The organism is Prolixibacter bellariivorans ATCC BAA-1284 (genome assembly GCF_000621705.1).
Lineage (GTDB): Bacteria > Bacteroidota > Bacteroidia > Bacteroidales > Prolixibacteraceae > Prolixibacter > Prolixibacter bellariivorans.
In genome coordinates, this window is sequence record NZ_JHXO01000008.1 from 363,211 (window position 1) to 377,248 (window position 14,038).

The window sequence follows — 14,038 nt, forward strand, 5'->3', positions numbered from 1 at the left end:
TTAGTATTATCCACTGATTAATAATTACAGCAAAACGAAAAAGTAACGTCTTTCCCCAGATGAAAAATATCTTGACTATCCAAAAGTATCTGCCCCAAAAAGATGTAGATAAACAGTCGGGAATTGTCATTCTTCATTAACTTAACAGGCCTTAATCTTAAATCGACAAACATGAAAACAATTGGACTATTCGGTGGAACCGGCTGGGTTTCCACCCTGGAATATTATCGTTACCTGAACCAAGGGGCGAATGAACGACTCGGTGGATTGAGTTCTGCGCGTATTTTTATGCACTCAGTCAATTTTGCCGAGCTAAATGAACTGAAAAAACAAGGTCCACAGGAAGTGTATGCTTACATCAAAACAAACCTGCTGAGACTTATTGATGCAGGAGCTGACTTTGTGATGCTCGGCGCCAACACGCTGCACCTGCATGCTGATAAACTCATGACTGAACTTCCGGTTCCTCTGCTCCACATTGCCGATGCTACAGCCGAAGCCATCAAAGCAAAAGGTTTCCAGAAAGTCGGACTTTTAGGTACCATGTTGACGATGGAAAAGGATTTTTACAAAAAGCGCCTGGCCAAACATGGCATTGAAGTGCTGGTTCCAGAAAAGGAAGATCGTCAATTTATCGATCATGTTATTTGGCACGAATTGGAAAAAGAGATATTCAGTGCCACATCGAAAAGTCGTTTCCTGGAAATCATGAACCAACTGGCTGAAAAAGGTGCTGAAGGAATGATTCTCGGATGCACCGAAATTCCGTTACTCATTCATCAGGAAGATACCAGACTGGCACTATTTGACACATTGAAAATACATGCAGAAGCTGCCGTGGAATTTGCATTGAAAGATTAACCTATCCATCCTATTTTCAATGAACCTTTCGTGGTATTTACCTGAAAATAGGTTAGTTTTAAATCCTGACTACTTTAAAAGCCAATCATAAACGAACAAACTAAACCATGAACAATTCAAGAAGAAGTTTCCTGAGAAAAAGTGCTGTAGCGCTTACCGCTGCAGCTGTATTCCCTCGCTTGGCACTTGGGGGTAATACAGCATCTGATGAAATCGTCACCGGCCTTCAACTTTACTCGGTTCGCGATGCAATGAAAAAAGATCCACTGGCAACACTAACTCAACTCGCCAAGATGGGCTACCACAATGTTGAACACGCTGGTTATGCCAACCGAAAATTCTATGGATATACCGTTCCGGAATTCAAAAAAGTTTTGGCCGACCTGAACATGAAAATGCCCTGCGGACATACCGTGATGCGTGCAGAGCATTGGGATGATAAGCAGAAAGACTTTACCGACGAATGGAAACAAACCGTTGACGATGCTGCTGAAATGGGACAGCATTATGTCATCAGCCCCTGGCTGGATGAAAGCTTGCGAACAGATTATGATCGCTTGTCAGCGTTTCTCGAGATATTCAACAAAAGCGGCGAACTATGCCAAAAATCAGGCATGAAATTCGGCTACCACAACCATGATTTTGAATTCGGCGAAAAGCTGAAAGGAAAGAAAATTTATGACATTATCATGGAACAGACAGATCCTGCACTGGTCGCTCAACAGCTCGACATCGGCAATATGTACATTTCAGGTGGAAGAGCAGCCGAAGTATTGAAACAGTATCCGGGACGTTTCGAATTGATTCACGTGAAGGATGAAATAAAAGTTCCGGGTGAAGAAAAATACGAAAGCACGATTCTGGGAAAAGGAATCATCGGAACAAAAGAGGTTATCGAGCTGGGACGAAAAATGGGTGGAACCAGATATTTCATCATCGAGCAGGAATCATATCAGGAACAAGATCCGTTGGCCTGTATGGACGAAGACCTGAAAATAATGAAGCAATGGGGCTACTAGAAATCATTTCCCGATAGCAGAAAAAAGGCGTTCCAATAGAGCGCCTTTTTTAACAAAGGCAACTCAAGAGCACAGACAACACTTCGCTTAAAAACGTTTAATAAACAGTTAATTACCTATTATTTTTCATTGTATAAAAATTGCCTTTTCTTTGCCCCACAAAAAGCGGAATGCATATTGACATTGAACCGAAATACACGGAGCAAATCAAACCTGCAGCTGTCCCACAGCAAACAGCTTTTTGGGCCAAAGTGAAAGAAAACCAGGGATACGAAACACGCGCCTTCGACATCAAAGTCCCCCATGCAGACATAAAAATTAATGAATCTGCTTCAAATCTTGCAAAATCGGTAACCGACGATCTGCTGGTGGTCATGCAGCAAGTGGGAGCCGATCACCAGGTTGCTTACATTCCATACGGTCCGCTTCTCAATCCCGATGAGGATTTTCGCGGATTGTACCTCGAAGAGCTATCCGAAAGCATTCGTCCGTTTCTCCCGTCGAATACCATCCTAATCCGTTACGATCTGATTTGGGAATCGCCGTGGGCGGAAGACGAAAACCGTTTCAATGACCGGGATGACTGGTTGGGACCTCCGGAACCACACTACCAGGAAATGCGTGTCAACTTCAATACGCAAAACTGGAACCTGCGCAAAGCTCCTTCCGATTTGCTCCCCTCTCATACTATTTTCCTGGATTTGAGTCACAATCACGATACGTTGCTTCAGCGAATGAAGCCCAAAACACGTTATAATATTCGTTTGTCGAAACGTAAAGGAGTGGAAGTAAAGGAAGTCAGCTTCGATAATTTACCTGTATGGTACGAGTTATATAAACAAACCGCTATTCGCAACGGCATCGTACTCGACGACATCAATTACTTCCGTACCGTACTGGAAACACAGGCTTCCAATACCGCTTCACCCGCCGATGTGCACATGCTTCTGGCCGACTCGGAGGGAATACCGTTAGCCGGAATGTTTCTGGTGGTAACCGGAAAACGAGCTACTTATCTGTACGGAGCATCCTCGTCTCACAACCGAAACAAGATGGCTACATACGCGTTACAATGGGAGGCCATAAAAATTGCCCGCCAAAAAGGTTGCACCGAATACGACATGTTTGGTGTATCGCCAACTCCGGAACCTTCACATCCCATGTACGGACTTTACCGCTTTAAAACCGGATTTGGCGGTGAATTGTATCACCGGATGGGCTGTTGGGATTACCCGCTAAATGAAGAGCAATACAAGTTATTTATGATGGCCGAGCGGAATAGCCAGGGATATCATATTCGTTAATTTACAGATAGATATAACATCCCACATCAAATTTTAACATATTAAATAAAAAATAAGGGGTTCGCGTTTGTTATACCGGAAAACAAACCAACAATTTTTTCCTAATTTTAGCCCGAAAACGTAAATTAACGACTTGCCCTTACCGGCAAAAAACAGGTGATTATAAACTGAATAACGAACAAATTAGTAACAAGTCGCAAAAATGAGAAAATGGCGCGTTGAAGATTCTGCCGAATTGTACAACATTACTGGCTGGGGAATAAATTATTTTTCGATTAACGAGAAGGGACATGTTGTCGTAACGCCTAAGAAGGACAGCGTTCAGGTTGACTTGAAGGAGTTAGTTGATGAACTTCAGCTTCGCGATGTTTCCGCTCCCATGCTGATACGTTTTCCAGATATATTAGATAGCCGGATTGAAAAAATGGAAAGTTGCTTTAAAATAGCAGCTGAGGAATACGGATATAAGGCGCAGAATTTTACCGTCTACCCTATCAAGGTAAATCAAATGCGACCTGTTGTTCAGGAGATTGTCAGTCACGGTAAGAAATTCAACATTGGACTGGAAGCTGGCTCCAAACCGGAATTGCACGCCGTCATCGGTGTGAACACCGACAATGATTCTCTCATTATTTGCAACGGATACAAAGACGAAGATTACATTGAACTTGCTTTGTTGGCGCAAAAAATGGGTCGCCGGATTTTCCTGGTGGTAGAAAAACTGAACGAACTGAAACTGATAACGCGCATTGCCAAGCGTTTGAAGATTCGTCCCAACATTGGAATCCGTATCAAACTGGCCAGTTCCGGCAGTGGAAAATGGGAAGATTCAGGCGGAGATGTCAGTAAATTTGGTCTTACTTCCAGCGAATTACTGGTTGCCATGGATTTCCTGGAAGAGAACAAGATGCAGGATTGCCTGAAGCTGGTACACTTCCATATTGGCAGTCAGGTTAATAAAATTCGTCGTATCAAAATTGCTTTGCGCGAAGCCGCACAGTTTTACGTGCACCTCCACCTCAATGGCTTCCCGGTTCAATTTGTCGACATTGGCGGTGGTCTGGGTGTCGATTACGACGGAACCCGTTCAGCCAACAGCGAAAGCAGCGTGAACTACAGCATTCAGGAATACGTGAACGATGCCACTTCATCGATGGTCGATGCCAGCAACGAACACGATATTCCACATCCCAATATTATCACCGAATCAGGACGTTCACTAGCGGCCCATCACTCGGTACTCATATTCGAGGTACTTGAATCGGCTACTTTGCCGAGCTGGGATGAAGAGGAAGAATTATCCGAAGATGCACATGACCTGGTGAAAGAATTACACGCATCATGGGATACACTGAACCAGCCACGAATGCTGGAAACCTGGCACGACGCACAACAAATCAGGGAAGAAGCACTCGACCGTTTTAGCCTTGGACTGGTCGATTTGAAGACCCGCGCGCAAATTGAACGGCTATTTTGGTCCATTGCCCGCGAGGTCCATCAAATGGCCAGTAAACTGAAGCATGTTCCGGAAGAATTACTGAACTTACCGAAGTTATTATCCGATAAATATTTCTGTAACTTCTCACTGTTTCAGTCATTGCCTGATTCCTGGGCCATCGACCAGATTTTCCCGATCATTCCAATTCAGCGGTTGGGCGAAAAACCAGAACGCTCGGCAACTTTACAGGACATCACCTGTGATTCGGACGGCAAGATCAACAATTTCATTTCGACCCGGAACTTTTCGTACTACCTGCCTGTTCATTCACTCAAAGCAAAAGAGTCATACTATATCGGGGTATTCCTCGTAGGTGCTTACCAGGAAATACTGGGCGATTTGCACAACCTTTTCGGCGATACCAACGCGGTTCATGTATCTGTTGACGACAAGGGATACAGCATCGACCAAATTATCGACGGAGAAACAGTAGCCGAAGTTCTCGACTATGTGCAATATAATCCGAAGAAACTGGTCCGTACCGTCGAAACCTGGGTAACCTCATCCGTCAAAGCCGGGAAAATTTCAGCTGAGGAAGGAAAAGAGTTCTTGTCGAACTACCGCTCAGGACTGTACGGATACACTTACCTCGAGTAGATATTTCCGGCAAAAGCCGAAATAAGAGACTCTTTGGAAAAAAGACAAAGTGAAGATTTACATCAAAAATATGGTTTGCGATCGTTGTAAGCTGGTGATTAAAAACCAGCTCAACGATCTGAAACTGGATCCTATTTCTGTGGAACTGGGAGAAGTAGATTTTGGTCAAATGGAACTCTCTCCCGACCAAATGAAGCAAATAAAAACCAACATTGAACCTCTCGGATTCGAATTGCTCGACGACAAGAACAGCATGTTGGTGGAAAAAATCAAAACACTCATCATTGAATTAGTTCACCAAAACGATGAGCCGATTCAAATCAAACTTTCGGATTACATCCGAGCGCATCTCAATTACGATTACCATTACCTCAGTAATCTCTTTTCTTCTATCGAAGGAACAACCATCGAGCATTACTACATTCAGCAAAAAATCGAAAAGGTTAAAGAGCTGCTCGTATATGACGAACTTACGCTGAGCGAAATAGCCTATCAAATGGGATATTCCAGCGTAGCACACCTTAGCGGGCAATTCAAAAAAATCACCGACTTAACGCCCAGCCATTTCAAAAAACTGAAAGACGTGAGGCAACGCACCCCACTCGATAAACTGTAAATTGTATAACTCTTTTCAAAAATCCTGTAACATCCGAAGACCCTTTCAACAGTAGCTTTGTAGCATAATAAAACTTTATGCTATGTCAGCTTCAAATTACATAACGCAAACCTTTCCCGTTACCGGGATGAGCTGTGCGTCCTGTTCACTAAGTGTCGAAACCATCCTGAATGCAACGAATGGTGTGATCGATGCCAAAGTGAACTTTGCGAATGCCAGTGTTCTGGTGAAATGGGACCAGCAGGTCATACAACCTGCGGGGATGAAGACCGCTATTCAGGCTGTGGGTTACGACCTAATAGTGGAAGGCAGCGAAACTGCCGGAGAGACCGTAGAAGAAATCCAGCGAAAAGAATATGATCAATTGAAGAAGCACACATTGGGAGCAGTATTGTTCTCCATCCCGATTGTGGTCATCGCCATGTTTCTACCTAATATGCCTTATGCAAAATGGATTGAACTAGCGCTTACGCTTCCGGTTGTATTCATCTTCGGGAAACGCTTCTATGTAAATGCCTGGAAACAAATGAAACACCGGGTGGCCAACATGGACACACTGGTGGCTGTGAGTACCGGAATTGCATTTCTCTTCAGTCTGTTCAATACGTTATATCCTGAATTCTGGACCAGCAAAGGCTTCGATGCGCATGTGTATTACGAAGCTGCCGCTGCCATTATTGCCTTCATTCTGCTGGGAAAACTTTTGGAAGATCGGGCCAAGTCAAATACTTCATCAGCCATAAAAAAATTAATTGGCCTGCAACCCAAAACGGTTGTTAGGATTGCTGAAGACGGAACCGAAATAACCGTCCCTATCAAGGATGTAACCATTGGCGATATTCTGCTGGTAAAACCCGGCGAAAAAATTCCAGTGGACGGAAAAGTGACCAACGGCAACTCCTTTGTCGACGAAAGTATGATCAGCGGAGAACCGATTCCGGTCGAGAAAACAGAAAGCAAGAAAGTATTCGCCGGAACCATCAATCAAAAAGGAAGTTTCCGGTTCCGTGCCGAAAAAGTCGGCGGCGAAACTCTGCTGGCACACATCATAAAAATGGTACAGGAAGCCCAGGGAAGTAAAGCTCCGGTGCAAAAGCTGGTCGATAAAATTGCCGGTATTTTCGTCCCGGTCGTCATGGGAATCTCTCTTCTGACATTTATCGTCTGGATGATTTTCGGAGGAGAACAGGCTTTTACACATGCGCTGCTGGCCGCCATCACCGTATTGGTCATTGCTTGTCCATGTGCGTTGGGATTGGCCACTCCAACCGCTATCATGGTAGGAATTGGTAAAGGTGCCGAAAATAACATTCTAATTAAGGACGCCGAAAGCCTGGAAACGGCACACAAAGTAGATGCTGTGATTCTCGATAAAACCGGAACTATCACGGAAGGAAAACCGGTGGTTACCGACATCATCTGGAGTGAGAATGCAGACCAGGAGCAACTGACATCGTTACTGCTCGGAATGGAGAAACAATCAGAGCATCCGCTAGCGAGCTCAGTTGAAGAGCACTTCAGCAATAAAAAAGTAAACGGAACTCAACCTCAGCAATTCGAAAGTATTACCGGACAAGGTGTAAAGGCTGCTTTCGCAGAAGAAGTCTACTTTGTCGGGAACAATCGACTCTTGGAAGAAAATAAAATTGACCTACCGGAGGACATTCGGGCGAAAGCCGAAAAAATGCAACAGGAAGCACAGACGGTCATTTTCTTCGCGAATGCGAAAAAAATACTGGCAGTGATTGCTATTGCCGACCAGATAAAAGATACTTCGAAAGCAGCTATCAAGCATCTGCAAAAGGAAGGCATCGAAGTTTACATGCTGACCGGCGACAACGAGCAGACCGCTGAATCGGTATCGCGACAGGTAGGTCTGAAATATTTCAAAGCAGGTATTCTGCCCGGCGACAAGGCCGAATTCGTGAAGGAACTGCAGCAACAAGGCAAAACCGTAGCCATGGTAGGTGACGGAATCAACGACTCGCAGGCTTTAGCTCAGGCTGATATCAGTATTGCTATGGGAAAAGGCTCGGACATTGCCATCGATGTGGCCAAAATGACATTGACCACCTCCGACCTGAACAGCATTCCCAAAGCATTGAAACTTTCGAAACAAACCGTAGCAACTGTTAAACAGAACCTGTTCTGGGCATTTATTTACAACGTAATTGGTATCCCGATTGCTGCCGGTGTACTGTATGCTTTCAACGGATTCCTGCTGAACCCAATGATTGCTGCAGCGGCCATGGCATTCAGCTCGGTTTCGGTCGTGTCGAACAGTCTGCGTTTAAAATGGAAAACACTTTAATAACAAATGATTTAATCAATAACATAAAACTCAAGTAATCATGACATTCACTGTAAAATACAAAACAAACATTAACTGCAATGGCTGCATAGCAGCAGTAACTCCTTCCCTGAATGGCTCAGATGCCATTGAAAAATGGGAAGTAGACATTAATAATCCGGAAAAAATTCTGACAGTGGAACTAAAGGACAACAATCCCGAATTAGTAAAAGAGTTGGTCCAAAAAGCCGGATACCGCATCGAAGAGCTTTAAAAACCGAAGGTATCGGGAACATAACCAAGGCAGAAAATTCGTAAACAGCGAGTTCTCTGCCTTTTCTTTTGCATTAATTATCAGCACTTAAACTCGTCTTTTAATTCTTAAAATTCACTTAAGATTGAAAATCTTCGGCAGACAATTTAAAATAAGTCTTAATTTAGACTAATCTCAATTAATAATTAGGGAAGTATGAGAATCAGAACAATTCTTTTTATCGTCACACTTTTGCTGTCCGTAGGGCGCTTATCGGCACAGACCGATACCACTAATGTTCAAAGCGATACGACTAAAGTTCAAAATGATCTGCTCAGCTCGATCATGACACCTCAGCAGGAACACGTCCAGCTTCTGCCGAACAAGTATCCGTTCACACAGAAACTCCTCTGGGGACACAAAGGTTTGATGAGGAACTTCAATGCATTCAAGCTTTCGCCGGAAGAGCGGGACAAAGAGTTGAAGATCCGGCGTACCATGTTAAAGATGCACCAGGTTCTGGGTTTTGTCTCATTGGCAGGAATGGCAGCTCAGGGTGTTGTCGGGTACAAGCTATACAACGGCGATTACAGTATTAAGGGCTTGCACGAAGGTCTGGCCGCTGGCGTTGATATTGCCTATTTCTCAACGGCTGCACTGGCGCTGTTTGCACCGCCCAAAATGCTTGACGAACGCAAAGGATACAGTAGTATCAAAGTTCACAAAATCTTGGCTATTATACACCTTACCAGCATGATAGCCACAAACGTTCTTGCCACACAATTAGAAAGTCATCCCAACCTAAAACCTTACCATCGGGCTGCTGCCCTAACCGCTTTTGGTTCCTTAGCTGCTGCTATGATTGTCATTAAATTTTAATTCATGAAGAAAATTATCTTATCAATGGTGGTGGTTGCCATAACGGCAACCTTAGGTTTTGCACAGACAACCTCAAAGATGATGTCCGACACCGGAAAATCGTATGTCCGGTATGCCATGTCGCACCCGTTGCACGACTGGGAAGGAACCAGCAAATCGGTAAAAGGGGTAATTATTGTGGACAACAAAACAAAGAAAATTACACAAACGGCTATTGCCATCAAGGTATCGACTTTCGACAGTCACAATGCCAACCGCGATTCTCATATGATGGAAGCCACGGATGCAATTAAAAACCCCAATGTTACATTTACCAGTACATCCTTTCAAAAAAGTCAGCAAGGACAGGAAACCGTTACCGGTAATTTGACATTTCATGGCGTTTCACACTCCATCACGGTTCCCATTGTAGAAAAAACTGACAGCAATGGAGAGATGGAAGTCACCGGAAAGTTTGCGGTAAAAATGACCGATTACAAAATCGACCCGCCGAGTCTGTTAGGCATGGCTGCCGATGACAATATCAAATTGAATTTTGATCTTTTTTTTAAATAGACGCTAGTTCATACTTGATGTTCAAAAAAAAGAGGGCAATGGATCGCAGTTCCATGCCCTCTTTATCATTATACTTTCTGCGTTTCAGGTTTCAGTAAGTCTATCTCACATCCATCCAGTCGAACCGAACAATTCCCTGATCTACTTTCAGTCGTATCTGGTTTTCACCTTTCCTGAAGGATAATTCGCCCAAATCAATCTCATTCCAGTCGGTCTGTTGCACTGCGATTTCTTTAGCAACGCCATTCAACGTCACCGTAAATGATGCAGGCAATTGCTCCGCTTCTACCCGAATACTCACCGGATGATTTCCATCTTCCGCACTCTTCACGGTATAAGCTGTCCATTCATCCTGGTTCAGGCGAATACACTGTTGCGAGACGCGTTGTGTTTTATCCCAATCCATCACCTCAACCGGAACCGGCTCATTGGTTCGGTAATATTTCGATTGTTGGGTTGTATCCTTTACAAAATACGAAACGTTATATCCCTCATGTCCGTAATTTTCCGCTTCAATTTTTACCGGAATACGGCGAAAAATAGAATTCACCACATCGGGGAAATAGACGCAATTGGCCAGTTTAATATTCTGCAATAACCCGTCGAGTGCTTTCTGAGCGACCTCTGCTGAGGGTTTTTCTTCTCCTCTTGAATAAGCAGAAATCAAGTCCCAGTTTTCGGGTTTATTGATGGAATATGGCGTATTTTCAGTGTCCATCTTTTTCCATGGCCAAAACGACCATCCAATATTATTCGCTTCGAAATACTGCGTGGTACCCCAATATATAGCCTTTCCCTGCTCTCCTGTCTCTCCCACCCATACCGGCGCATCCAGTTCTTTTCTTTTATCCAAAAACTTTTGAATACTATTCAGATGATCGGGACGGTTCCAACAATAATAATGAAACTGGAAGAACATGTTATCATCGAACTTCTCCGTGAACTCAGACCAGTTATTGGCCCAGTTATACCCTTCAACAGTAATCATGTGTTTCTGATCAACTTTCCGAATAGCCTTAGTTATCCTTTTGTATAAAGGGACGAGTTGAGCTTTGTATTTTTCTGCCGCGCCGGTATTTTCAGGCAGCGGCTCGTTCAGCAAATCGTAGGCGGCAACCGTGGGATTATCTTTATAGCGTTTAGCAATCTTCACCCATAATTTCACCAGCCAGTCCTGGTTCTTTTTGTCCATAAAAAGCTCCGGCTGATTATCGGCGCTGTCATCTATGTTTGCTCCGGTTTGCCCACCCGGTGCGCCATGCATGTCGATGATAACATACAAACCATATTTTCCGCACCAGCTAACCAGTGAGTCCAACAAGTGAAAACCTTCGTCGACGAATTCGGGATTTTCTCCTTCGGTAAGAAAAAGCCGCGAATTAAGCGCCGGTCGAACCGAATTAAATCCCAACTCTGCAATTTGCTTGATATCTGCTTCCGCGATGTAATTCTGATGGTAAGTTTTCCAGAATTTAGCAGCTTTTTCCGGTCCAATCATATCGCTAACCAGCTGCTCAATTTTCCGGGGCCTGTCACCATTCTTACCAAATTTCCACATGTAGCCTTCCGGAAGCATCCAGTTTCCAAGGCCAACTCCACGAAAGAATACTTTGTTACCAGCATCGTCCACAAAGTTGTGCCCTTGTGTGTGAAGCCAGGGAAGCGTTTGGGTCGCAGGAACGGTTTCCTTTTTCTCCGCACAGGAATTAAATACCAATGCTGCAGCAAACAGTATCAGTAAACTAAATAGTAGTAATTTTTTCATGTAATTGATATTTGGTTCAGTATTTTATCGGTATAAAATTCAAAAGTCTCATTAGATCTCAACCAAAGATAAGAGAAGAATCGGTGAAAACATCGCTCCCTTATCCTCCGAAATCAGAATAACAATTTGTCGTTTAGGTTTCAAGCAAACACAATGAATACAACACTCCTTAGAAACCAGCAATTGAAATATGAATACATACAATTTCAAAAAATATTTTCACAGACCTTATCATACTTTACGTATTTTTTACGTATTTTGATATGTCACAAAACCTTTCTATCATTGTTTCTACTTATTTTTTTCTAATGCAGGACAACTCTAAGACATATTGCGATCGACTTATTAAAGGCGACAAAAAAGTAATTGATCGTTTATATGAAATGTACCATGCTCGCATTTTCCACTTTGCTTTGAGTTTTCTGAAAAACGAAGAAGATTCATACGACATTGTTCAGGAAGTTTTTGTGAAGCTTTGGGAAAAGCGGTCCTCATTCAGGAAAGATACCAACATCGATGCCCTCATGTTTACAATGGCTAAAAACACTATCCTTTCTATTTTCCGGAAAAGGGCCAGTGAGAAGAAATACATCGAATTTCTGGGCCATCACATGCAAATCAACACGGACGCTACATCCGAACAAGTTGATTATTCATTTCTGAAAGCACAATACCAATCCGTTATACCGAAGTTGCCACTCAAACGAAAAGAGATTTTCATTTTAAGCCGCGAGAAAGGGCTTACGAACAAAGAGATAGCCAAACTCAAAGGTATTTCGGAGAAAACCGTCGAAGATCACATTACTAAATCGCTGGCCTTTTTGAAAAAGCACATTTCACAATTTGGTATTTGGGCGGCGCTTTTTTATGCTCTTTTTATTGAATAGACAAAAAACAGATAAACAACTCATTACAGACCTATTACAGCTAAAGCCGATAAACGATTCTCCCAAAAATCCACATCTTTCTAAAAAAAACACAACAAGGAGCAGGGGATAAATATCACGTTTGCGTTGTACTTGTAATTAAAGATGAAAAAACTGCTCGAAAAATACATTGAAGGCGACTGCTCTGAACAGGAATTGAAAGAGGCAATAGAGATATTGAAAGAACCTTTTGTCAAGCCTGAAGTCAGGGAAGTGTTCCACTCTCGTTGGACAGAGTGTAAAGACAGCGAAGACGTTGCTCCGGAGAAATCAGAAGACATCCTGCATCGGGTTCACCACCGGATTAACTTGATGGAAGAGCAACCATCCAAACTTAAGAGAATCTACCTAGGCTTTTCAAAAGTAGCTGCCGTACTCATTATTCCTATACTGATTGTAGCAGGCGCATTCATTTTACGTACCATCAATACAAAAAAATACCTTGCACAAACGACGATAAGCGTGCCACTGGGAGCCACGAGCAAATTACAGCTCCCCGATGGAACCCACGTCTGGCTCAATTCCGGCAGTACACTCACCTACCCGCTTTCGTTTCGCAAACACCACACACGCCTCGTTGAACTGCATGGCGAAGGATATTTCAAAGTAGCTAAGGACAAAACCGCTCCATTTATTGTCGATATGGCTGATATGGATGTGAAAGTAACCGGAACGGTTTTTAACGCCCGGGCATATGACGACGAAGCCTATGCAACGGTTGCCCTGGTAGAAGGTTCTGTCGAATTGGGAAGCGAAGCAAACAAAGGAAAAGAATTCACCAAATACGAAAGTCTCAGACCTTATGAAGTGGCTTTCCTCGATAAAAGAGACAACCAACTGAAGATTGAAGCCAAATCAGATTTGGACAAATATACCGCCTGGCGGGAAGGGCGAACGGTTTTCGATAACGACCCGATTGAAATTGTGGCCGACAAGTTCGAGAAACTATTCAACGTAAATGTAAAAATCCAAAGTAAAGACTTGCTCCAATACCGCTTCACAGCCACATTTGTAAATGAAACACTTGAACGGGCACTAAAAATATTAAGCATCTCCTCGCCGATTCATTACAAAATAATTGAGGCGAAAAAAGACAGCAATGGAGCGTATGGAAAACGAACTATCATCCTAAGTAAAGCAAACAATACAATAAACTAAACTGTAAATTAAATCTGTAACCATTAAAAAATCTGATTCCTCATGAAAAAAACGTCAACCTAAATCCGGAAAAACTTGTCAAATGAACTAAATCTGCGGTACAAATTATTGAGTTGCTCCATCTTGATACCGACAGATGCTCTCATTTACAAAAACAACCTGATAATCTATGTAAAAAAGGAGAGTGATGGCACACCCTCCTTTCCATAACTATCTGCGGCTAACAGGTAGTAAGTATTAACTATTAAATCGTTTAAATCTATGAAAAAAATCTTGAATTTCAGGAGGAGACTGCATATACCTCTTCCCGAACAAAC

At 43.1% G+C, this 14,038-nt stretch carries 12 protein-coding genes; 11 read left to right on the forward strand and 1 reads right to left on the reverse strand.

Features of this window, described 5'->3' with window-relative positions:
• Window positions 1-171: 171 nt before the first annotated feature.
• From T426_RS0111555 to T426_RS0111595, 9 genes are all read left to right on the forward strand, one after another.
• Entirely contained in the window at window positions 172-861 is a 690-nt protein-coding gene (locus T426_RS0111555) for an aspartate/glutamate racemase family protein (protein WP_025865317.1), read from the forward strand.
• A gap of 107 nt (window positions 862-968) precedes the next feature.
• On the forward strand, window positions 969-1,880 hold the full coding sequence (locus tag T426_RS0111560) for a sugar phosphate isomerase/epimerase family protein (RefSeq protein WP_025865316.1): 912 nt from the start codon (window positions 969-971) through the stop codon (window positions 1,878-1,880).
• Window positions 1,881-2,050: 170 nt separating this feature from the next.
• The gene (locus T426_RS0111565; RefSeq protein WP_025865315.1) at window positions 2,051-3,184 is read left to right on the forward strand and encodes a lipid II:glycine glycyltransferase FemX; all 1,134 of its coding nucleotides are present in this window, start codon (window positions 2,051-2,053) and stop codon (window positions 3,182-3,184) included.
• Window positions 3,185-3,386: 202 nt separating this feature from the next.
• Window positions 3,387-5,279, forward strand: coding sequence for a biosynthetic arginine decarboxylase (gene speA, locus T426_RS0111570; protein ID WP_025865314.1), 1,893 nt, complete (start codon window positions 3,387-3,389; stop codon window positions 5,277-5,279).
• Window positions 5,280-5,328: 49 nt separating this feature from the next.
• On the forward strand, window positions 5,329-5,895 hold the full coding sequence (locus T426_RS0111575; RefSeq protein ID WP_025865313.1) for a helix-turn-helix domain-containing protein: 567 nt from the start codon (window positions 5,329-5,331) through the stop codon (window positions 5,893-5,895).
• Window positions 5,896-5,977: 82 nt separating this feature from the next.
• Window positions 5,978-8,206 (forward strand): heavy metal translocating P-type ATPase, encoded by a 2,229-nt coding sequence (locus tag T426_RS0111580; RefSeq protein ID WP_025865312.1) that lies wholly within the window; start codon window positions 5,978-5,980, stop codon window positions 8,204-8,206.
• A gap of 40 nt (window positions 8,207-8,246) precedes the next feature.
• On the forward strand, window positions 8,247-8,459 hold the full coding sequence (locus tag T426_RS0111585; protein WP_025865311.1) for a heavy-metal-associated domain-containing protein: 213 nt from the start codon (window positions 8,247-8,249) through the stop codon (window positions 8,457-8,459).
• Window positions 8,460-8,654: 195 nt separating this feature from the next.
• A complete protein-coding gene (locus T426_RS0111590) occupies window positions 8,655-9,317 on the forward strand; it encodes a hypothetical protein (RefSeq protein ID WP_036984778.1) in 663 nt (220 codons plus the stop codon).
• A gap of 3 nt (window positions 9,318-9,320) precedes the next feature.
• Entirely contained in the window at window positions 9,321-9,872 is a 552-nt protein-coding gene (locus tag T426_RS0111595) for a YceI family protein (protein WP_025865309.1), read from the forward strand.
• Window positions 9,873-9,972: 100 nt separating this feature from the next.
• Here T426_RS0111595 and T426_RS23520 read toward each other — a convergent pair whose 3' ends face one another.
• Window positions 9,973-11,637, reverse strand: a complete 1,665-nt coding sequence (locus T426_RS23520) for a cellulase family glycosylhydrolase (RefSeq protein ID WP_025865308.1) — start codon at window positions 11,635-11,637, stop codon at window positions 9,973-9,975.
• Window positions 11,638-11,945: 308 nt separating this feature from the next.
• On the opposite strand from T426_RS23520, the gene T426_RS0111605 reads away from it, so the two are divergent.
• Together T426_RS0111605 and T426_RS0111610 are read left to right on the forward strand one after the other, a co-directional pair.
• Window positions 11,946-12,524: an RNA polymerase sigma-70 factor gene (locus tag T426_RS0111605; RefSeq protein WP_025865307.1), complete on the forward strand. Its 579-nt coding sequence runs from the start codon at window positions 11,946-11,948 to the stop codon at window positions 12,522-12,524.
• A gap of 144 nt (window positions 12,525-12,668) precedes the next feature.
• Window positions 12,669-13,721: a FecR family protein gene (locus T426_RS0111610; protein ID WP_027585730.1), complete on the forward strand. Its 1,053-nt coding sequence runs from the start codon at window positions 12,669-12,671 to the stop codon at window positions 13,719-13,721.
• The last annotated feature ends 317 nt before the right edge of the window (window positions 13,722-14,038 follow it).

What these genes read in the sequence shown, in the direction of transcription:
- T426_RS0111595 (WP_025865309.1), top strand. Translation starts at nt 9,321, where the DNA reads ATGAAGAAAATTATCTTATCAATGGTGGTGGTTGCCATAACGGCAACC.
- T426_RS0111605 (WP_025865307.1), top strand. Translation starts at nt 11,946, where the DNA reads ATGCAGGACAACTCTAAGACATATTGCGATCGACTTATTAAAGGCGAC.
- T426_RS0111565 (WP_025865315.1), top strand. Translation starts at nt 2,051, where the DNA reads ATGCATATTGACATTGAACCGAAATACACGGAGCAAATCAAACCTGCA.
- speA (WP_025865314.1), top strand. Translation starts at nt 3,387, where the DNA reads ATGAGAAAATGGCGCGTTGAAGATTCTGCCGAATTGTACAACATTACT.
- T426_RS0111580 (WP_025865312.1), top strand. Translation starts at nt 5,978, where the DNA reads ATGTCAGCTTCAAATTACATAACGCAAACCTTTCCCGTTACCGGGATG.
- T426_RS23520 (WP_025865308.1), bottom strand. Translation starts at nt 11,637, where the DNA reads ATGAAAAAATTACTACTATTTAGTTTACTGATACTGTTTGCTGCAGCA.
- T426_RS0111610 (WP_027585730.1), top strand. Translation starts at nt 12,669, where the DNA reads ATGAAAAAACTGCTCGAAAAATACATTGAAGGCGACTGCTCTGAACAG.
- T426_RS0111585 (WP_025865311.1), top strand. Translation starts at nt 8,247, where the DNA reads ATGACATTCACTGTAAAATACAAAACAAACATTAACTGCAATGGCTGC.
- T426_RS0111590 (WP_036984778.1), top strand. Translation starts at nt 8,655, where the DNA reads ATGAGAATCAGAACAATTCTTTTTATCGTCACACTTTTGCTGTCCGTA.
- T426_RS0111555 (WP_025865317.1), top strand. Translation starts at nt 172, where the DNA reads ATGAAAACAATTGGACTATTCGGTGGAACCGGCTGGGTTTCCACCCTG.
- T426_RS0111560 (WP_025865316.1), top strand. Translation starts at nt 969, where the DNA reads ATGAACAATTCAAGAAGAAGTTTCCTGAGAAAAAGTGCTGTAGCGCTT.